Source organism: Mesorhizobium sp. M0189 (assembly GCF_040322135.1).
Lineage (GTDB): Bacteria > Pseudomonadota > Alphaproteobacteria > Rhizobiales > Rhizobiaceae > Mesorhizobium.
Window position 1 is genome coordinate 228,547 of the sequence record NZ_JAMYSW010000006.1, and the last position, 20,810, is coordinate 249,356.

Here is a 20,810-nt window from a genome sequence, read left to right on the forward strand (position 1 = left end):
ACCGTCGGAGCGAAGGCCCTTTGGCTGGGCGTCGCCTCAATCCCGCCGGGCAAGCGGACCAAAGCCCATGTCCATGCGCGCCACGAAACAGCATTCTATATGCTGAGCGGAGACGAGTTGGAGATGTGGAGCGGGGACGAACTGCAGTTTCGCGACCCTCGTGCATCCCGGCGACTATCTCTACATTCCCGCCAACGTGCTTCACGTTGCCGTGAACCGGGCAAGCACGCCGGCCGCCTTTATTGGCGCCCGCAACGAACCGACCGCACAGGAGAGTGTCGTTCTGTTCCCGAAGATGGACGGCAAAATACCGTGAAGCGGCGATCTGGCAGGAAGACAGGCGTACTCCGTCGGTCCACTACCCGACGAGCTGCCGCGCGAGGATCAGCACGGCAGCACCCGCCAGGAACATCGCCATCAGGCCGCCGCGCAGTGAGACAAGGCCGGCAACGATCAAGGCTGCCCATTCCGCCGGTCCGGCGCTGAGCGCCGCCGGCGCCACCAGCGTGGTCAGCACCGCCGCCGGCACGGCGCTGAGCCCGGCCTCGACGCGCGGATGGATATGGTCGAAGCGTGAGATCACCAGATGACCGCCGATGCGGGTCAGATAGGTCGCGATCGAAGCGGCGACGATGATCCACAAGGTCGTGCTCATGGCCGTGTCTCCACGCCGCTGTGGCGGGGCGGCAGGATGACGGCGAGCAGCACGCCGGCCAGCGCACCTATGGAGACATGCCAGGGCGAGCCGACGGTTTTGTACGCAATGATGGAGGCGGCAGCGCTGGCGATGACCACCGGCAGCCACAGCGGCCGCTTGCGGAAGCTCATGACCAGGCCGAGAAAATAGATCGGCAGCAGGAAGTCGATGCCCAGCACATGGGTGTCGGGAATAAGCTTGCCGAACATCGCGCCGAGGGCGCTTTCGATGACCCAGAACACATAGACCGGCAGCCCAAGCCCCATATACCAGGTAAACCCGACGGTTTCGCCGGCCTCCGCCTTGCGCTCGGCCATCGCGAACTGCGGATCAGTGAGCACGAAATAGCCTATCGCCTGCTGGATCAGTGGCCAATGCGCGATGCGCCGGCCGATACCGGCCGAATAGAGCACGTGGCGAAAATTCACCGCGAAGATCGACAGCACGATCAGCCACGGCGCGACATGCTGGCCGAACAGCTCGATGCCGACCATCTGGCTGGCGCCGCCGAACACCGTTGCGCTCATCAGGAACGCTTCGAGGACGGAAAACCCGTTGTCGACTGCGAGCGCCCCGAACAGCAATGCAAACGGCGCCGATGCCACCACGACGGGCATGCTGAGCCGCACGCCGTCCCAGAAATCGCTTTTCGCACTGTTTTCGGAGATTGCTTCCGCCGACATCAATCGCCTCCTCGGGACGGTCGTATGTAGGGAGGGCCGCCCTGCTTGTCACACCAATTCGATTGAGGCAAATGATCAGCGGAAGTGATGGCTGAGGCGGGCGGCAAGGCGCTCCAGTGCCAGTGGATAAAAATCAGACGCTTGGCACCTGGGAGGGCATATCCGTTTGCGCCCATCGGTCCTTGCCAAAAGTGGCGGCCACAGACCCAAGGCCAGAGGTGCTTCCCCAGAGGTGGTTGCAATGAGCGAATTTTTCATCGATCCAAAATTCGGCCGCCTGGCCTTCGGCGCCGATCCCGGCAGCTATCACGCGACGCGGCCTGGCTATCCTGATTGGGTATTCGAAATTCTATGTGAACGGTGCCGTCTCGCCCCTGGCACGGCGACGTTCGAGATTGGCGCAGGTACAGGAACTGCTACGCGCCGCTTACTCGAACTGGGCGCGAGCCCGATGCTCGCCATCGAGCCGGATTCTCGCCTCGCGACTTTCCTTTGCGAGACTATTCAGGACAAGGCGCTCTCGGTGAGCGTCTCTGCGTTTGAGGATGCCGTCCTTGAGAAGGCCGGTTTTGATCTCGGCGTCAGCGCCACTGCCTTTCATTGGCTGGATGAGGACACCGCGCTGGTCAAGGTCGCCGAGCTGCTTCGGCCGGGCGGCTGGTGGGCAATGGTCTGGAATGTATTCGGCGACAACAGTCGCCCCGATCCCTTTCATGATGCGACGAAGGCACTGCTTGAAGGGCCTTCGAGCCCTTCGGCGGGCTCAAATGGTATTCCGTTCGCCCTTGATGCCGAGGCCCGCGTGGCGGCGCTGGAGCGAACCGGCGCGTTCGATTCCATCGAACATGGGACAAGTGTCTGGTCGCTCGTCCTCGATCCTGACCAGACGGTCGCCCTCTATGCCACTTTTTCCAACATCAACATCCGCAGCGACCGCGAAGCAATCCTGGCGGAGCTGGGTCGCATCGTCCGCGACGAGTTCCAAGGCTCCATAACCCGCAACATGACCACCAGCCTCTACACTGCGCGGCGCATTTGACTGTCTGATTTATCCGCTAGCGCGGCGAAGCCTTGCCTTCGATCGCCCTGCCCCAGTCGAGCAGCGGTTTTGCCCGCATGACGAAGTCGACGAGTTCGTCGACCAATCCAGCTCCATAAATATCCGCCGGCTCGACTGCGTGCCGGACGGCAAAATGCCGATTGCGGATCGCGGCAGCGAGATCGGGCTCGGCGATATGCTCGAAGCCGCGCGGCGTGCGCTTCATGCAGCCGTCCGGGTCGAGCTCGAGGCCGTTCTTCTTCAGCGCCGCGACGAGGGTGCGGAATTCAGCCGGCCGCTTCGCGATCGCGTTGCGCAGCGCCAGCAATAGCTCCGGTCCGGGCTGCCACCAGGCAACGGCGGCAAAGCAGCGATCGAGCCCGATATGGACGTAAAACACGCCCTGTTCCATCTTGGTGCCGTCAGGCGAAAGGATCGCCGACAAATGCCGGTTATAAGGCCGTTTGTCCTTGGCGAAACGCACATCGCGATTAATCCGGAACAGCGACTTCTTGCGGTCGCCGCGCAGGCCGAGCCCCGCGGCCGTGAAGCGCTCGGAGAGCGTTTCGACCAGATCGCCGAAGGGGTCGCGCAGATCCCGTTCGAAAAGGTCGCGGTTTTCCAAAAACCACTCCCGGCTCTGATGAAAATCCAGCGCCTTGAGGAAGGGAATGGCCTTTTGCCCAAAACCGTTGAACGCAGCCGCCATCACGCGCCCTTGCCGATCCGCTGCAACCAGGTGTCCTCGTCGATCACCTCGATGCCGAATTTGGTCGCGTCCTTCAGCTTGGAACCGGCGCCCGGCCCCGCTACCAGGAGATCGGTCTTCGCAGAAACCGAGCCGGCGACCTTCGCGCCGAGACGTTCGGCCATCGCCTTGGCCTCGGGGCGCGTCATCTTTTCCAGCGTGCCTGTAAACACGATTGTCTTGCCGGCGACCGCACTATCGGCTGAGACGTTCACGATGTATGGCTTCGGGTGGACCTGTGTGAGCAGCGCTTCAAGCACGGCGTCGTTGCGTTCATTGCCGAAGAAATCGCGAAGCGCACCTATCACCGTATCGCCGATGCCGTTGATCGAAGGAAAAACGGTGTGTGGATCGGCTGCCGCTGCTGTCTCCTTGCCAATGCGGATCAACTCCTCGATCGTCGAGAAGGTTCGGGCAAGCACAGCGGCCGTCGTTTCGCCGATATGGCGGATGCCCAGCGCAAAGATGAAGCGATCGAGTTCCGGTTCGCGGCGAGCGTCGATGGCAGCGAAGAGCTTGTCGAGGCCGTCGTAGTTGCGTTCCTCGACACTGCGTACATTCTTGCGCGTCTTGCCCGACGCGGCCTCACGCTGCCTGGCCTGCTCTTCCCGCCGCTCGGCCAGCGCCTTGGTAACGGCGGGACGACGATCCCTGAGCGTAAAGATATCGGCGGCTGTCTTGATCAACCCGGCGTTGAAGAACAGATCTATGTTTTCAGCGCCCAGGCCTTCGATATCCATGGCGCCGCGTGACACGAAATGGCGCAATCCTTCCACGGCCTGCGCAGGGCAGATCAGTTCGCCGGTGCAGCGGCGGCGGGAATCCTCCTTGCCGGTCTTCTCGTTGATCTCGCGCGTTGCGGGTGAGCCGCAGATCGGACATTTGTGCGGGAATTCGTAGGGCACGGCATCTGGCGGACGCTTATCGGCTACGACGCTGACGATCTGCGGAATGACGTCCCCTGCCCGCTGGATGACCACTGTGTCGCCGATACGCACGTCATAGCCGTCGCGGATCGGCTGGCCGTTGCTGTCCAGACCCTTGATGTAATCTTCGTTGTGAAGCGTGACGTTTTCGACCACTACGCCGCCGACCGTGACGGGTGCAAGCCGGGCAACGGGCGCCAGCGTACCGGTACGGCCCACCTGAATGTCGATCCTGAGCACGGTTGTCATCGCCTGTTCGGCCGGAAATTTGTGGGCGATGGCCCAGCGCGGTTCGCCAGTGACGAAACCCCATCTGCGCTGCAATTCCAGCTGGTCGACCTTGTAGACGACGCCGTCGATGTCGTAGCCCAGTGATGAGCGCTGGGTCTCGATCAGGTGATAATGCGCGACCAGTTCCTCGACCGATCTTGCCCGGACCATCAGCGGGCTGACCTTGAACCCCCACTCCGCGAATTTCTGCACGGAATCGTACTGGGTCGGAGCCGGATCCTTTGTGGTAAAGCCCCAGGCGTAGGCAAAGAACTTGAGGTTGCGGCTGGCGGTAATAGACGGGTCCTTCTGACGGAGCGACCCGGCCGCGGTATTGCGCGGATTGAGGTAATCCTGGCCGCCGATCGCCGCCGAGCGCTGCTTCAACGCCTCGAATTCCGCATAGGTCATATAGACCTCACCGCGTATTTCGATGACCTCGGGCCAGCCCGATCCCTTCAAGGTCTTGGGAATGTCGGCGATGGTCCTCAGATTGGCGGTGATGTCCTCGCCAACGGCGCCGTCGCCGCGCGTTGCCCCCTGCACGAACACACCACCTTCATAACGCAGCGAAGCCGACAGCCCGTCGATCTTCGGCTCAGCCGTGAAGGCGATGTCCAGATCCTTGTCGCGATCAAAGAACCGCCGGCCACGTACGATGAAATCGGCGACATCCTGGTCGGTATAGGCCTTGGCGAGGCTGAGCATCGGCACCGCATGACGCACCTTGGCAAAGCCTTCCGCCGGTGGCGCGCCGACCCTGCGTGAGGGGGAATCCTCACGCAGCAAAGCAGGGAAGCGCTGTTCGATGGCGAGATTGCGCCGCGTCAGCGCGTCATATTCCGCGTCCGTGATTATCGGCGCGTCCTCGCCATGGTAGCGCCGGTCGTGCTCGGCGATCTCCTGCGCCAACCGCTTCAACTCGCTTGCCGCCTCGCTTTCGCTGAGCGAATCGACTGGTTTTTCGTCCATACACTGCTCCCTCCACGGTGGCGCGACACAATAGAACAGGATTCTCTCATGAGGGAGAGATCAGACACGGAAATCATTCCTGAACAGCAGGATGGAGCCAGACCCTGACTCAGGTCACGAGCGCCGGAAACGAACTCGTCTAGAGCAATTCCAGGAAAAGTGTGAAACGGTTTTCCGTCCGGAATTGCGCAAAACAAAGAGGTAGAGCGGTTCGGCGTGATGAACCGCTCTACGCTGCCGCGATGTTCTCCCGCAGCAAGCGCTCGGCCGCCGCGCGCGCCTCGTCGGTGATGGTGGCGCCGGCGAGCATGCGCGCGATCTCCTCCTGCCGCGCCGCCCGGTCCATCTCGGCGATGCCGGTCGACACCCGGTCGGCCCCGCCTGACTTGGAGATCAGGAAATGCGTCGCGGCGCGCGCCGCCACTTGCGGCGCGTGCGTGACCGAAAGCACCTGCACGCGCTTTGCCAGCCGCGCCAGCCGCTGGCCGATGGCGTCGGCAACCGCGCCGCCTACCCCGGTGTCGATTTCGTCGAAGACCAGGGTCGGCGCCGAGCCGCGATCGGCCAGCGCCACCTTGAGTGCCAGCAGAAAGCGCGAAAGCTCGCCGCCGGAAGCGACCTTCATCATTGGGCCGGGCCGGGTGCCGGGGTTGGTGCGCACCCAGAACTCGACCTGGTCGATGCCTTCTTCCATGCGGCTCCCGGCATCGCTTGCGATCTCGACGATGAACTCAGCCCGTTCGAGCTTCAGCGCCGGCAGTTCGGCCATTACCGCCTTGGTCAGCCCTGCGGCCGCCGCATGGCGAAGCGACGACAGCTGGGCCGCCGTAATGTCATAGGCCTGACGCGCAGCTGCAGCCTGTCTCTCCAGCGCATGCAGGCGCTCTTCGCCAGCGTCGAGATCGGTAAGGTCGGCCGCCATGGTGTCGCGCAGTTGCGCCAGATCGTCGACAGCGACGCTGTGCTTGCGCGAGGCGGCACGCAGCGCAAACAGCCGCTCCTCGGTCTTCTCCAGCCGCTGCGGATCATATTCAGTGGCGCGAAGTGCTGCTTCTACGCCCGACTGCGCCGCGTCGAGCGACAGCATCGCCTCGTCGAGCGATTTGACGACCTCTTCAAGCAAGCCGGGCGCTTCCGTCACCTTGCGCTGCAGCCGCCTGAGCAGGCTGGCCAACTGCGGCAAGGGTGAGGACGGGCCCGAGAGCACATCCTGCGCATCGTGGATTTCCGAGGCGATCTTTTCGGCACGCATCATCGAGGCGCGCAGTTCGGCGAGCTCGGTCTCTTCACCCGGTTGCGGATCGAGCCTGGTCAATTCGGCGACCGCCGCACGCAGATAATCGGCCTCGCGGGAAGCCGCCTCGACTTTGGCCCGGTGCCGTGAAAATTCCTGCTCGCAGGCGCGCCAGTGCCGCCACGCCTCGCCTGTTGCACGCGCGGCGCCCAGATGACCGCCGAAGCTGTCCAGCAATTCCCGATGCGCACCGGGATCGACCAAAGCGCGCTCGTCGTGCTGGCCGTGGATCTCGACCAGCGCATGGCCGACGTCGCGCATCAGCGTCACGCTGGACGGCTGGTCGTTGACGAAAACGCGCGTGCGGCCGTCCGCCGTCTGGACGCGGCGCAGGATGATGTCGCCGTCGTCCTCGATGGCGTTCTCGGCGAGCAGCATACGGGCCGGGTGGTTGCGCGGCACGTCGAACACAGCGATGACCTGGCCTTGTGCCGCGCCATGCCGCACCAGCGAGGCGTCGCCGCGGGCGCCAAGCGCCAGCGACAAGGCGTCGAGCAGGATGGACTTTCCGGCGCCGGTTTCGCCGGTCAGCACCGAAAGGCCGGACGAGAAGTCGATGTCCAGCTTCTCGATCAGAACGATATCGCGGATCGACAGCCTGGAGAGCATGGTGACGCGCCGCTCAGGCGCCGGTGATCAGCTTCCCGGCCTTGGAGATCCACGATCCGGCATTCTCGCGCGGCTCGAGCCCACCACTCTGCAGGAGCTTATAGGAGTCCTTGTACCACTGGCTGTCGGGATAGTTGGTGCCGAGCACGGCCGCGGCGGTCTGCGCTTCCGACGTCAGCCCCATCGCGTAGTAGCTCTCGGTCAGACGCGCCAGCGCCTCCTCGACATGGCGTGTGTTGGAATAGTTCTCCACCACGTTGCGGAATCGTTTGACGGCTGCGATGTACTCGCGGCGCTCGAGATAATAGCGGCCGATCTGCATCTCTTTGCCGGCGAGCTGATCGTTGGCGAAGCGGATCTTCTCCTTGGCGTCGTCGGCATATTCGGACGTGGGCCAGCGCGTCACCAGGTCCTGCATCGTCTGCACGGTAAGACGCGCTTCCTTCTGGTCCTGGGTGACGTCCTTGATCTGGCGGTAGTAGCTCAGCCCGATAATATATTGGGCATAGGCTGCATCGTCGGTCGACGGGTAAAGGGTCAGGTAGCGCTTGGCCGAACCGATCGCCTCGTCGTAATTGCCCTGACGGTAGTCGGCAAAGGCGCCCATCACCATCGATTTGCGGGCGAATTCCGAATACGGATGCTGGCGGTCGACGGCATCGAATTTGCGGCTTGCCTCCTGCAGGCGCCCGGCATTCAGATTGGCGAGACCCTGATTATAGAGCACGTCGGCCGGCTCGGTCTGATCGACATAGGTCGATAGATCGACGTCCTTCTCGGACGACATGCAGGCCGACAGAAACAGCGATGGAACGACGACCGAAAGCGCCAGGAAAACAGCCCGCCGCGGCGCCTTCGATTGACCAACTCGCTTGAAAAACATGATTGGATTCCGCCCTTTCGGCGTCATTTCAGTCGACGGCAGCAGCCATAAACCATAACCGCCTTGCCCGGCAACGCTATCCCCGGCCAATCGCACATTTTTGTGGCGGTTTGGCGCCACCTGGAAAGCTGTGCGATTTGGCCGGCCAGTGATGCATCCTTGCAACACAGCTGATCGCAATAAGAGCCGCAAAAACGTTAAGAATCAGATCATCCAGGGCGCAAAGAGGGGGGCATTGACAGCGCTCATCTCGGCGGCACGGCCGCGCTCGCGGCGCGTCGTCTCGACGATCTCGAAAGCCGAACGGTCGGACAAGAGACGGCGCAGCGCCGCGGCGTTCAGCCTGTGGCCACCACGATAGGAGCGGAAGCAGCCGATAAACCGGGCACCGGCGAGCGCCAGGTCGCCCATTGCATCCATCGTCTTGTGCCGCGCGAACTCGTTGGGATAGCGCAGGCCTCCCATGTTGATCACGCGGTTGTCATCGCCGATCACCAGCGAGTTCTCCAGCGAGGAGCCGAGCGCGTAGCCAGCTGCCCATAGCCGCTCGACGTCCTTCATGAACCCGAAAGTGCGGGCCCGCGCGACGTCGCGGCGGAAAATGTCGGCATTCATATCGGATGCGAAAAGCTGGCGGCCGATCGCCGGGCTTTCGAAATCGATCTCGATCTCGAAGCGCGTGCCATCATAGGGCCTGAACTCCGCCCAGCAGGCGCCGTTCTCGATGCGAACCGGCTTGACCACCCTGATGTAGCGACGCTTGACCGGCAGCGTTTCGATGCCTGCCTGGTCCATGGCCTCGATGAACATGACCGCGCTGCCGTCGAGGATAGGCACCTCACGGCCGTCGATTTCAATGACGAGATTGTCGATCCCAAGCCCAAAGAGCGTCGCCATCAGATGCTCGACCGTGGCAATGTGCTCGCCTTGCGGATCGCCAAGCATGGTGCAGAGGTCGGTGGCACCGACCTCGGAAACGAGCGCGCGAAATTCGTGGCTTCCGCTTGCATTCGAAAGCTGGAAGACGATACCCGTATCGGCATCTGCCGGCAGGAAATGGACGGTGACCGGATTGCCGCTATGGACGCCGATACCAGTCAGCGTCGCACGCGATTTAAGTGTCGTCTGATAGTCGTGCAAAACAATCCCCATAGCCCGTACTGCCTAGGTCCGCTTCATCTGCCCTGAGGGCGCGGCTCTTGATTGATCGGCAGGCAGGGCCACTTCCCCGAGACTCCCAGCAAACCGACTTTGGTCGGTGGCGAAGATAATGGTCCCACAGGGAGACTCCAAATCACGGTTTCTTACTCTTTGTAACTGCGGTCCAGCGCGGGATTGCCCCATAAGTCCTTGTTTTAAAATCGCTTTTAATATTAACAGGCGAACAGTTTCCTGCTCGCCTGTTAACAACTGTTACGAACCGTCAACAGATCAATTGGCCTGCCGGCGCAGGAAGGCGGGAATCTCCAGCTGATCGTCTTCCTGGACAGCCCGGCTCTGCGGCGTCAGTCGGCCCTGCTCGTCCAGCTGGCCGCGGCGCGGCGCGTAAAGCTGCGGATCCTGGCTGGCTAGGCGGCGCACTTCCGCCGGCGCCTGGCGCAGTTTCGGTTCGCGCGGCTGCGCCGGCTGCAGCCGTGCAGGTTCCTCTTCGCGGCGGGTTAGGCCGTTGGTCAGGCGCTTGAGCAAGCCCATCGGGCCGCTGTTCTCGTGGTCGGCCGGGCGGGCCTTGGCTTCCACTTCAGCCTTCACCTGCGGCGGGAAATCCTCTACCCGCGGCATGCGCTGGGGTGCCGCGGCAATCGGCTGCGGCATTTCACGATGCGGAGCCGGCTGCATCGCTTGCTGAACCACTGGCTGCATCATCGGCTGCGGCTGAGCGGGAGGCGCCTGGAAGATCTTGCTCTGCGGACGGAAGTCTTCCGAATGCGCGACCGGTGCCGGGCGGGCCTGCGCCATCGCTGCCGCATTCGCCTCGGCGAGCTGAATGGCCTCGGCGACCGGATCGGCAGCACGTGGTTCATAGATCGGCTGCTGGACAGGCGCCGGGCGCATTTCCGTGACCTGAGCCGCCGGGCGGCTGACCGGCTTCGGCGGAGCCGTGCGGATGGCGATCGGCGCTGCAGCGATTTCGGCCGCCGATTTGTCGATGCCGGTGGCGACCACCGACACGCGGATAACGCCTTCGAGTTCCTCATCGAAGGTGGCGCCCAGAATGATGTTGGCGTCCTGGTCGACCTCTTCGCGAATGCGGGTTGCGGCCTCGTCGACTTCGAACAGTGTCAGGTCGCGGCCGCCGGTGATCGAGATCAGCAGGCCCTTGGCGCCCTTCATCGAGGTCTCGTCGAGCAGCGGGTTGGCGATGGCGGCTTCCGCGGCGGCCATTGCGCGGCCCTCGCCCGAAGCCTCGCCGGTTCCCATCATCGCCTTGCCCATTTCGCGCATGACCGAGCGGACGTCGGCGAAGTCGAGATTGATCAGGCCTTCCTTGACCATCAGGTCGGTGATGCAGGCGACACCCGAATAGAGCACCTGGTCGGCCATGGCGAAGGCGTCGGCGAAGGTCGTCTTGTCATTGGCCAGCCGGAACAGGTTCTGGTTGGGAATGACGATCAGCGTATCGACACATTTCTGCAGTTCCTCGATACCCATGTCGGCCGTCTTCATGCGGCGCTGGCCTTCGAAGTGGAACGGCTTGGTGACGACGCCGACGGTAAGGATGCCCTTTTCGCGGGCAGCGCGCGCGACCACGGGCGCCGCCCCGGTGCCGGTGCCGCCGCCCATGCCGGCGGTAACGAAGCACATATGCGTGTTCGAGAGATGATCGATGATCTCGTCGATGCACTCTTCCGCCGCCGCGCGCCCGACTTCAGGCTGCGATCCGGCGCCGAGACCCTCGGTGACATGCGCACCGAGCTGGATCAGCCGCTCGGCCTTCGACATCGTCAGTGCCTGCGCGTCGGTGTTGGCCACCACGAACTCGACGCCGCGCAAGCCGGCGGTGATCATGTTGTTGACGGCATTGCCGCCGCCGCCGCCGACACCAAACACGGTGATGCGCGGCTTGAGCTCGGTGATGTCCGGCTTCTGCAGATTGATGGTCATTGTCTTCGTCCTTTGCCTTTCCCGCCGCTTCGCCGCCGCGGCCGCCTATGGGGCTGTCCCCGTCAAATTAAAAACTGTCTCTCAACCACTGACTCATTCGATGCAGTTTTCCGCCTGTTCCGGTCATCCGAAGACCGGAAATTCCCTTCGCCGGGCGGCTCTCGAAGCTCGCCATCTGCGGGTAGATCAGAAGTCCGACCGGGGTCGAGAAAGCCGGCCCCTTGGCCGCCTCGGGCAGGCCTGCCACGCCGAGCGGGCGGCCAATGCGCACATTGCGGCCGAGAATGCGGCGTGCGGCTTCGGGCAGGCCGGCAAGCTGGCTGGCGCCGCCGGTCAGCACCACCCGCTTGCCGACGGCATTGCCGTAGCCGGACTTGTTCAGCCGGTCGCGCAGCAGTTCCAGCGTCTCGTCGATGCGGGCGCGGATGATGCGCGTCATCACCGAGCGCGGGATCTGCAACGGCACCTCGCCGTCTTCGCCGATCGGATGGATCGAGACCAGGTCGCGGTCGTCGGCGCTTCCTGGCAGCGCCGAGCCATGCATCACTTTCAGCCTTTCAGCGGCATCGAGCGAGGTCGACAGGCCCTTGGCCATATCCAGCGTGACGTGGTTGCCGCCAATCGCGATGGCGTCGCCGTGGACGAACTTGCCTTCCGAAAATACCGAGATCGTCGTCGTGCCGCCGCCCATGTCGATGCAGGCCGCGCCCATTTCGAGCTCGTCGTCGACCAGGGCGGCTAGCCCGCTGGCATAGGGTGTCGCCACCATGCGCTCGACCGAGAGATGCGAGCGGTTGATGCAGAGCTCCAGATTGCGCAGAGGCGCCGCGTCGCCTGTCAGCACGTGCATGTCGACGCCAAGCTGGTCGCCAACCATGCCGCGCGGATCGCGCACACCGCGCTCGGCATCCAGCGAAAAGGCCACGGGAAGCGAATGGATCACCTCGCGCTCAGCCCGCAGCGCCTGCTTGGCGCCGGCGGCAAGCACGCGTTTGATGTCGGCCTCGTCTGCTTCATGACCGCCGAGATTGATGGTGGCCGAAAAAGCCTCGCTCTTCAGCCGGCCGGCGGTCATGTTGACGATCAGCGAATCGACCGTCAGTCCCGCCATGCGTTCGGCGGCGTCGACGGCAAGACGGATGGCGTGCTCGGCACGGTCGAGATCGATGACGACGCCCGATTTCACGCCTTGCGATTTCTGGTGGCCGATGCCGATCACCTGGATGCGATGCGAGCGTCCGCGCAGCAGCTTGCCATCGTCGCGCGGCTTGAGCTTGGCCACCACGCAGCAGACCTTGCTGGAACCGACATCCAGCACCGTCAGGATGCCGGACCGGCGCGACGAGGCATCGCTGTTGCCGCCAAGCCAGCTCATATCTTCGTCTCCGGCTTGCGCTTCAGCATCTTGGGCTTTTCGTTAAGCGCAGCCTCGCGCTGCGTCGCCGCTTCCGGCGTCAACTGGACGACCAGACGGTCGGAAAGGCGCATGTCGACGGCTGCGATGTCGCGCGTCAAAAGCCCGTTCTCGTGGTCCATCCTGACCAGGTCGGCAATCGCCTGGTCCTCACCGTCTTCGGGAAGCTTGACGGTGATGCCATTCTCAAGCTTGAGATCCCAGCGCCGTTCGCCGATGCGGATATAGCCTTTGATCCGCGCGGCAAGCTCCGGATAATTCTTGATCCTGGCCAGGAAATCCGGCGCCTTGGCCGGTGCGCCGGTGCCGATGATCAGCGGCAGCAATATCTGCTTGCCGCCGGAGAACGGCGCGATCACGGTGCCGGATTTCTCGATGACCGAAAGCGCGCTCCCTTGCTGCCACAGCGCGAACGGCTCGCGCTCCTCGACGCGCACTTCCAGCGTATGCGGGTAGACTTTGCGCACTGCCGCGGCTTCGACCCAGGGCAGCGTGGTGATGCGTTCGCGCGCAGCTTCGGCATCGAAGCCGATCAGCGAGGTCCAGCCGTCGAGTTCCAGCCTGTCGAGAATATCGATCTCGGAGGTTTCGCGGTTGCCGACGACCTTGACCTGGTCGACGGCAAAACCGGTGCGGGCGGTGACACTCTGGACGATGGCGTCGGCATGCCCGCCGAGATAGGCGCCATAGGCGCTGCTCGAAATAAGCAGTGCCGCCGACAGGATGGCAGCGCAATAGGGCGGCGCTTCGAAATCGCCCTCGCCGAGGCGCGCCAGCACACGCACCGGCCGGCGGAGCAGGCGTGGCAGCACGAAATGGTCGAACGACAACGGCATGCCGAACAGCACCGGCCCGGCCGCGCCCTTCCCCTTGCCCTGTCCCCACTTCAACGCAGACACGAAGCGTCCTCCACCATCCAACTCAACAAATCGCCGAACGAGTGTCCCGCTTGCGCGGCGATTTCCGGCACCAAAGACGTCGGCGTCATACCCGGCTGGGTGTTGACCTCGAGCCAGACAATTTCACCGTTTTCGGAGTGACGATCGTCATAACGGAAGTCCGACCGGGAAACGCCCCGACAGCCGATAGCTTGGTGAGCCTTGAGCGTCAGTGTCTGTATTTTTTGGTAAATATTCGGTGAAAGTTTTGCCGGGCATTCGTGTTTTGATCCGCCCGCGACGTATTTTGAATCATAGTCGTAGAAGGAATGGCCGGTCGGGATGATCTCGCAGACACCGAGCGCCACATCGCCCATCACCGCGCACGTCAATTCTCGCCCGTGCACATAACGCTCGACCATCACCGTATCGCCATATCTCCACTCGGACGAGCCGATGATCTGCGGTGGATGCGACTGGCCTTCATGCACGATGACGACGCCGAAGCTCGATCCTTCGTTGACCGGCTTGACCACATAGGGCGGCTTCATCGGGTGCTTGTTCTGGATGGCGAAGCGATTGGCCACCTTCGATTCCGCTACCGGAATGCCGGCCGCTTTGGCGACCTTCTTGGCCTGTTCCTTGTTCATCGCGAGCGCCGAGGCAAGCACGCCGGAATGGGTGTACGGAATGGCCAGATACTCGAGGATGCCCTGGATGGTGCCGTCCTCGCCGAAGGGGCCGTGCAGCGCGTTGAAGACGACGTCGGGCTTGAGCTCGGCGAGCACCGAGTTGATGTCGCGCGAGACGTCGACCCGGGTGACCTGGTAGCCCTCCCCCTCGAGTGTATCGGCGCAGGCTTTGCCCGACGACAGGGACACGGGCCGCTCGGACGAGAATCCCCCCAGAAGGACGGCCACGTGCTTGCTTGTCATTCCCCGTCATTTCCTCTCACAGCAGGCCTGCACCATCGTGCATGGCCCGAAAAGCATCGCGCGCACTCAAATACGCCGAGCAGCTTTGCTCCCGTGTTTCCGCAACATTGAGTCCGAGTCTCCCGGCAGGTTGCCCCCCAGACGGAAACGCGAGTAACGCGTCGAAACGACTCAAATCAGGAAACGCTTCAGGGCAGAGAATCAGAGAGTTGATTCGCTGGCAAGTGCTTACGATTCCGATGGATTCACTTTCCGCAAAAACGGCAGCAAAATGTGAATTCATGAGGTCCGGAGGCAACGGTCTTCGGCTTGCGCTAAAGCAGCTGCCCGAGAAATTCCTGGACGGCATGGCCCGGCCGAAAATTGCCGATGCGCTTGATCTCCCACTGCAGCCGGATGCCCGATCTTTCGAGCACGCGCGCACGCACCGTCTCACCGAGATATTCAAGCTCGTAGCCTGTGGCGGTCCCGGTGTTGATCATGAAGTTGCAATGCATCGGCGACATCTGTGCCCCGCCGACCATCAGGCCGCGGCAGCCGGCCTTGTCGATTTCCTTCCAGGCCGAGGTGCCCTCGGGATTCTTGAAGGTCGAGCCACCGGTCTTTTCGCGGATCGGCTGCACGGTCTCGCGATGGTTCTGGACAGCATCCATTGCGGCCTTGATCGCCGCCTTGTCCTCCGGAACGCCTTCGAACAGCGCCGACGTGAAGATCAGCCCGGACGGCGCAGCTGAATGGCGATAGGCATAGCCCATGTCGGCGTTGCTCAGCACATGCACATTGCCCTTGCGGTCGAGCGCCCGCACCTCGACCACGCGCTCGCGCGTCTCGACACCGTTGGCGCCGGCGTTCATCCTCAGCGCTCCGCCGATGGCGCCGGGAATGCCGTGGTAGAAATGAAAGCCGCCGATGCCGGCCTCGTAGGCAACGGCCGCAACGCGCTTGTCGGGTGTCGCGGCCCCCGCCGTGATCGTGGTCGGCGCTATCACTTCGGTCTCGCCAAAGCCTTTGGCCGAAAGCCGGATGACGAAGCCCGCAATGCCGCCGTCACGGACAAGCAGGTTTGAGCCGACGCCGACGATAGTCAGCGGTATTTCCTCGGGCACCGCCTTCAGGAACGCGGCAAGATCGTCCTCGTCGGCCGGCTGGAACAATGCCTCCGCGAGCCCGCCGGCTCGAAACCAGGTGATCTTGTCCATCTCGGCATTGGGCGTGATGCGGCCGCGCAGTCCGGCAAGCCGGTCGCCAAGCTTGTCGATCAACGCCTGGCCGCGCATCATGAGATAGTCCCGCCGAGTTCTTTGGGCAGCGCATAGGCCCATTGGGTGATGTTGCCAGCACCGAGGAAGACGACGAAATCGCCCGGCTTCGCCACCTCGCGCACGATCGGCGCAATCGCCGCCGGACCTTCGATGTAGCGTGCGTCGCGATGGCCGCCGGAGCGGATGCGCGACACCAGTGCGTCGGACGTAACGCCGTCGATCGGTTCCTCGCCGGCCGCATAGACGGGCGCCACCATTACCGTATCGGCGTCGTTGAAGCAGACGGAAAACTCGTCGAACAGATCGCGCAGCCGAGTGAAGCGATGCGGTTGGGTAACGGCGATGATGCGGCCCTTGGTGGCGCTGCGCGCCGCCTTCAGTACCGCCGTGATCTCGACCGGATGATGACCGTAATCGTCGAACACATCGACACCGTTCCACGAACCGGTATGGGTGAAGCGCCGCTTGACGCCGGCGAAGGACGACAGGCCCTTCTTGATCGCCTCGGCCGAAAGGCCGAGCTCATGCGCGACGGCAATCGCCGCCGTCGCATTGGAAACGTTGTGGCGTCCGGGCATCGGCAGCCGCAAACCGGCAATCGTTATCTGGCCGTGCGTCTTGCGGTCGCGGATCACCACGTCGAATTCCGAGGTTGGGCCGTCCATGCGGTGATTGGTGAAGCGCACGTCGGCCTGCGCATTTTCGCCATAGGTGATGACGCGCCGGTCCTCGATGCGGCCGACCAGCGCCTGCACCTCGGGATGGTCGGTGCACATCACGCCGAAGCCGTAGAACGGTACATTCTCGACGAACTGGCGAAACGCCTCGCGCACTTTATCGAAGGAGCCGTAATGGTCGAGGTGCTCGGGGTCGATATTGGTGACGACGGCAATCTCGGCCGGCAGCTTGAGGAAGGTGCCGTCGCTCTCGTCGGCCTCGACCACCATCCATTCGCCGTCGCCCATGCGGGCGTTGGTGCCATAGGCATTGATGATGCCGCCATTGATCACCGTCGGGTCGAGCCCGCCGGCATCGAGTAGCGTCGCCACCATCGAAGTCGTCGTTGTCTTGCCGTGCGTGCCGCCGATCGCGACCGCCTGCCGGAAGCGCATCAGCTCGGCTAGCATTTCGGCGCGCCGCACGATCGGCAGCAACTTCTCTCTCGCCGCCTTCAGCTCCGGGTTGGATTTCTTGATTGCGGTGGAGACGACGACCACTTCGGCCTCGCCGAGGTTCTCGGCCTGGTGGCCGACGAAGCATTCGATGCCCTTGTCGCGCAGCCGCTGCACATTGGCGCTGTCGGCCTGATCGGATCCCTGCACCTTGTAGCCGAGATTGTGCAGCACCTCGGCGATGCCGCTCATGCCGATGCCGCCAATGCCGATGAAATGCACGAGGCCGATCGTCTGTGGCATCTTCATCAATGCGTCTCCTTCCTGAATTCCGAAACGGATTTCCTGGACGCAATAGCCTCTGTCAGATCGGCGAGCAACCGCGCGGCATCCGGTTTACCGGACGATTTCGCCGCCGCAGCCATTGTCGCCGCCCTGCCTGGATCATCCATTAGCCCGCCGACAAGCGCAGCGATCCGCTCCGCCGAAAGCGTGGATTGCGGATGCACCTCGGCGCCACCCGCTGCGGCAAGGGCGGCCGCATTCGCCGCCTGGTCGTGGTCGAGCGCGTGCGGATAAGGCACCAGCAGCGCCGGCCTGCCGATCACCGCGATTTCCGATACGGTCGACGCGCCGGAGCGCGACATCACCAGATGCGCCGCCGCGAGCCGCGCCGCCATGTCGGTGAAGAAGGGCGACACCTCGGCCTCGATGCCAAGCGCGGCATAGGCGGCTTCCACCCGCGCCACATCGTCGGCGCGGGCCTGCTGCGTGATCGCCAGTCGCCTACGCTGTGCATCGGAAAACCGGGCGATCGCCGCCGGCACCGCATCGGAAAAGAACTGCGCGCCCTGGCTGCCGCCAAACACCAGAAACCGGAACGGCTCTTCGCCGGCCGATGCAGCATAGGGTGTATTCGCTGCTTCCAACACTTGCGGCCTGACCGGATTGCCGGTGGTCACCGTCTTGGCGCCAGTGGCACTGATGTCTTCCGGCAGGAACCCGCCGGCAACGGCGTCGACGCGGCCGGCGAGCGCCCGATTGGCGCGGCCCATCACCGCATTCTGCTCGTGGATCAGCGTCGGCACCTTGCGCCGGGTCGCCGCGTAAAGCGGCGGCAGTGTCGGATAGCCGCCGAAGCCGACCACGATGGCGGGCTTGATGCTGGCGATGACGGCCGACGCCTGCCGCACCCCGCGCCAGATTTTCCAAAACGCGGCGAGCATGGCAAAAGGATTCTTCGAGCCCATCGTCGCCGACTGGATCGGATGGATGGCGGTCGCCGGGAACTGCCCGGCAAAGCGCTCGGCGCGGTCGTCGGTGGCCAGATGTACCGCCCAGCCGCGCGCCTTGAGCTCATGTGCCAGCGCCTCGGCCGGGAACAGATGTCCGCCCGTTCCGCCAGCAGCTAGAAGGATGACCCCCTTCGCCATCTCACTCCGCCGGCATCGCACGCGGCGACGGCATGAAGCCCAGCTGCTTGCGCTTTTCCGGGCGCTTGCGCGTCAGCGCCAGCACCATGCCCATCGAGATGGCGATCGCGATCTGGGAGGAACCGCCATAGGAGATGAACGGCAGCGTCATGCCCTTGGCCGGCATCAGTTGCAGATTGACGGCCATGTTGATGACCGACTGCAGGCCGAAGACGGTGACCAGGCCGCCAACCGCGTAGCGCGTGAAATCGTCCTGCTCCTTGAGTGCCGTGTTGAGGCCGCGCAGCACGATGAAGCCGAAGATGGACATGATGAAGAAACACATGATCAGCCCGAATTCCTCGCCAGCGACCGAGAAGACGAAATCGGCATGGCTGTCGGGGATGACCCGCTTGACGGTGCCCTCGCCCGGCCCGACGCCGAACCAGCCGCCATTGATCAGCGCCTCGCGGCCCATGTCGACCTGGAACGTGTCGCCCTCGCCGGTCATGAAGCGGTCGATGCGGCCGGCAACGTGCGGGAACACCGCATAGGCGGCGAACACGCCGCCGACGCCGGCAGCACCCAGCGCGACGATCCACAGCCACGGCAGCCCGGCCATGAAGAACATCACCCCCCAGGTGCCGAGCACCAGCATGGTCTGCCCCAGGTCAGGCTGCGCCACTAGCAGCGAGATGACCAGCGCAAGCAGCAACATGGCGAACAGATTGCCCGGAATGTCGGGCTGGCGCTTGTGCTCGGCGAACAGCCAGGCGCAGATGATGACGAAGCCCGGTTTCAGGAACTCGGACGGCTGTATCGACAGGCCGGCAAGCGATACCCAGCGCCGCGCGCCTTTCACCTCGACGCCGATATAGAGCACCGCCACCATCAAAAACAGCGTGATGCACAGCATGACCAGCGCCATGCGCCGGATCTGCCTGGATTCAAGGAACGAGACGGCAAGCATCACTCCAAGTGCCGGAATGGTGAAGATGATCTGGCGTGTGGCGAAGTGGAAACTGTCTAGTCCGATGCGTTCGGCCACCGCCGGGCTTGCGGCGAAGGACAAAACGATGCCGAGGCCCATCAGCGACAGGAACGCCGCCAGGAACCAGCGATCGATCGTCCACCACCAGGTCGCCACGGGGCTTTTGTCGAGACGGCTTTGCATTATCGTGTCCCTCCGATGGGCTTCACGCCATCAATGGCGGTTGCGGCTTGCCTGAACGCCTCACCGCGGACTTCGAAATTCTTGAACTGGTCGAAACTGGCGCAGGCCGGCGACAGCAGCACCACCGCCTCGCCGCTACTATCCTTGGCCGCATCGCGGGCGGCGTGTTCGACCGCCGCAGCCAACGTGCCTGATATCTCGTAGGGCACCGCTTCGCCCAGCGTCGCCGAAAAGGCCGGTGCGGCTTCGCCGATCAGATAGGCCTTGGCGATACGCGGGAAGAAGCCGCGCAACGGCTCGATGCCACCCTCTTTCGGCAGACCTCCGGCAATCCAGTAGATACGCGCAAAGCTCGACAGCGCCGGTGCCGCGGCATCGGCATTGGTCGCCTTGGAATCGTTGACGAACAGCACATGCCCTTTGCGGCCGACCTGCTCCATGCGGTGCGCCAGCCCCGGGAAACTCTCCAGTCCGGATTGGATCTCGCCGAGCTCGAGCCCGACCTTGAGGCAGGCGGCGGCGGCGGCCAGCGCATTCTGCGCGTTGTGCTGGCCGCGCAACGAGCCGATGCCTTCGAGAAAGGCGACCCGGCTGTAGCGGCCGTGCACGGCTTCCATCAGATTGGTGCCTTCGGCGAAATAGCCGTCGGTCAGCGGCAGGCGCTTGGAGATGCGAATGATCTGCCGGCCCGCTCGCTCCAGCCGGTCGGCGATCTGGGCGCACCAGGAATCGTCGACACCGATGATTGCCGTCTCGCTGCCGGCCACCAGCCGCTCCTTGATCGAGGCGTAGTGTTGCATCGTGCCATGGCGATCGAGATGGTCCGGCGTCAGGTTGAGCAGGATGCCGGCCGTCGGATTGATCGAAGGGGCAAGATCGATCTGATAGGACGAGCACTCAACCACATAGTGCCGCTCGGGCTGCGGCGGATCGAGCGTCATCACCGCGCGGCCGATATTGCCGCCCATCTGCGTGTCGCGCCCGGCCGATTTGAGGATGTGCGCCGTCAATGCCGTGGTCGTCGACTTGCCGTTGGTGCCGGTGATGGCGATGAAGGCTGCTGCCGGCGCCCGCGCCGTCCGCTCGCGGCAGAAAAGCTCGATATCGCCGATGATCTCCACGCCTGAGCCCCGCGCGAGCTCGACGGTCCAGTGTGGCTTGGGATGCGTCAGCGGCACGCCGGGCGACAGCACGAAGGCGGAAAACCTCGCCCAGTCCGCGCCGCGCAGGTCTGCGGTGGCGATGCCGACCGCGCCGGCCTTGGCAACGCTGTCGGGATTGTCGTCCCAGGCGAGGACGTCCGCGCCGCCCTCGATCAGCGCGCGCGCCGTGGCAATCCCCGAGCCGCCGAGCCCGAAGAGCGAAACGCGCTTGCCTGAAAAGGATGCGGCGGGGATCAA

Annotated in this window: 18 protein-coding genes; 2 read left to right on the plus strand and 16 right to left on the minus strand. The window is 63.7% G+C overall.

Translation table 11 applies throughout. The features are described 5' to 3' along the window. The first annotated feature begins 160 nt into the window (after window positions 1–160). Entirely contained in the window at window positions 161–316 is a 156-nt protein-coding gene (locus NKJ09_RS14400) for a hypothetical protein (RefSeq protein WP_352495126.1), read from the plus strand. Window positions 317–358: 42 nt separating this feature from the next. On the opposite strand, the gene NKJ09_RS14405 is transcribed toward NKJ09_RS14400, so the two are convergent. Together NKJ09_RS14405 and NKJ09_RS14410 are read right to left on the minus strand one after the other, a co-directional pair. After that, on the minus strand, window positions 359–655 hold the full coding sequence (locus NKJ09_RS14405; RefSeq protein WP_023721187.1) for an AzlD family protein: 297 nt from the start codon (window positions 653–655) through the stop codon (window positions 359–361). Beyond that, window positions 652–1,380: an AzlC family ABC transporter permease gene (locus NKJ09_RS14410; protein WP_023721188.1), complete on the minus strand. Its 729-nt coding sequence runs from the start codon at window positions 1,378–1,380 to the stop codon at window positions 652–654. Before NKJ09_RS14410 ends, NKJ09_RS14405 begins: the two co-directional genes overlap by 4 nt. Window positions 1,381–1,621: 241 nt before the next feature. Between NKJ09_RS14410 and NKJ09_RS14415 the strand changes: the two genes are divergently transcribed. Beyond that, window positions 1,622–2,419, plus strand: coding sequence for a class I SAM-dependent methyltransferase (locus NKJ09_RS14415; RefSeq protein WP_352495125.1), 798 nt, complete (start codon window positions 1,622–1,624; stop codon window positions 2,417–2,419). A gap of 16 nt (window positions 2,420–2,435) precedes the next feature. Here the strand turns inward: NKJ09_RS14415 and NKJ09_RS14420 are convergent, their stop codons facing one another. The 14 genes from NKJ09_RS14420 to murD form a co-directional block, all read right to left on the minus strand. Next, window positions 2,436–3,128, minus strand: a complete 693-nt coding sequence (locus NKJ09_RS14420) for a DUF2461 domain-containing protein (protein ID WP_023721190.1) — start codon at window positions 3,126–3,128, stop codon at window positions 2,436–2,438. Beyond that, window positions 3,128–5,335 (minus strand): NAD-dependent DNA ligase LigA, encoded by a 2,208-nt coding sequence (gene ligA / locus NKJ09_RS14425; protein ID WP_352495124.1) that lies wholly within the window; start codon window positions 5,333–5,335, stop codon window positions 3,128–3,130. The genes NKJ09_RS14420 and ligA overlap by 1 nt, the downstream gene beginning before the upstream one ends. A gap of 229 nt (window positions 5,336–5,564) precedes the next feature. Then, complete coding sequence (gene recN, locus NKJ09_RS14430) at window positions 5,565–7,238, minus strand: DNA repair protein RecN (RefSeq protein WP_352762933.1); 1,674 nt, start codon at window positions 7,236–7,238, stop codon at window positions 5,565–5,567. Between the two features lie 13 nt (window positions 7,239–7,251). Next, on the minus strand, window positions 7,252–8,121 hold the full coding sequence (locus NKJ09_RS14435; RefSeq protein WP_352456160.1) for an outer membrane protein assembly factor BamD: 870 nt from the start codon (window positions 8,119–8,121) through the stop codon (window positions 7,252–7,254). Window positions 8,122–8,325: 204 nt separating this feature from the next. Further along, on the minus strand, window positions 8,326–9,273 hold the full coding sequence (gene lpxC / locus NKJ09_RS14440; RefSeq protein ID WP_352481535.1) for a UDP-3-O-acyl-N-acetylglucosamine deacetylase: 948 nt from the start codon (window positions 9,271–9,273) through the stop codon (window positions 8,326–8,328). 279 nt (window positions 9,274–9,552) lie between these two features. Beyond that, window positions 9,553–11,223, minus strand: coding sequence for a cell division protein FtsZ (gene ftsZ, locus NKJ09_RS14445; RefSeq protein WP_023721195.1), 1,671 nt, complete (start codon window positions 11,221–11,223; stop codon window positions 9,553–9,555). Between the two features lie 67 nt (window positions 11,224–11,290). After that, window positions 11,291–12,598 (minus strand): cell division protein FtsA, encoded by a 1,308-nt coding sequence (gene ftsA / locus NKJ09_RS14450; RefSeq protein ID WP_023721196.1) that lies wholly within the window; start codon window positions 12,596–12,598, stop codon window positions 11,291–11,293. Continuing rightward, complete coding sequence (locus NKJ09_RS14455; RefSeq protein ID WP_023721197.1) at window positions 12,595–13,536, minus strand: cell division protein FtsQ/DivIB; 942 nt, start codon at window positions 13,534–13,536, stop codon at window positions 12,595–12,597. Before NKJ09_RS14455 ends, ftsA begins: the two co-directional genes overlap by 4 nt. Continuing rightward, window positions 13,524–14,450 carry a D-alanine--D-alanine ligase gene (locus NKJ09_RS14460; RefSeq protein WP_352495122.1) on the minus strand — a complete coding sequence of 309 codons (927 nt, stop codon included), beginning with the start codon at window positions 14,448–14,450 and terminating at the stop codon, window positions 13,524–13,526. Before NKJ09_RS14460 ends, NKJ09_RS14455 begins: the two co-directional genes overlap by 13 nt. Window positions 14,451–14,764: 314 nt before the next feature. Next, window positions 14,765–15,730: a UDP-N-acetylmuramate dehydrogenase gene (gene murB / locus NKJ09_RS14465; RefSeq protein ID WP_352762935.1), complete on the minus strand. Its 966-nt coding sequence runs from the start codon at window positions 15,728–15,730 to the stop codon at window positions 14,765–14,767. Beyond that, window positions 15,727–17,133, minus strand: a complete 1,407-nt coding sequence (gene murC / locus NKJ09_RS14470) for a UDP-N-acetylmuramate--L-alanine ligase (protein WP_023721200.1) — start codon at window positions 17,131–17,133, stop codon at window positions 15,727–15,729. Before murC ends, murB begins: the two co-directional genes overlap by 4 nt. Next, window positions 17,133–18,257, minus strand: coding sequence for an undecaprenyldiphospho-muramoylpentapeptide beta-N-acetylglucosaminyltransferase (murG, locus tag NKJ09_RS14475; protein WP_023721201.1), 1,125 nt, complete (start codon window positions 18,255–18,257; stop codon window positions 17,133–17,135). The genes murC and murG overlap by 1 nt, the downstream gene beginning before the upstream one ends. Before the next feature lies 1 nt (window position 18,258). After that, window positions 18,259–19,410, minus strand: a complete 1,152-nt coding sequence (gene ftsW, locus NKJ09_RS14480; RefSeq protein WP_023721202.1) for a putative lipid II flippase FtsW — start codon at window positions 19,408–19,410, stop codon at window positions 18,259–18,261. After that, on the minus strand, window positions 19,410–20,810 hold the full coding sequence (gene murD, locus NKJ09_RS14485; protein WP_023721203.1) for a UDP-N-acetylmuramoyl-L-alanine--D-glutamate ligase: 1,401 nt from the start codon (window positions 20,808–20,810) through the stop codon (window positions 19,410–19,412). Before murD ends, ftsW begins: the two co-directional genes overlap by 1 nt.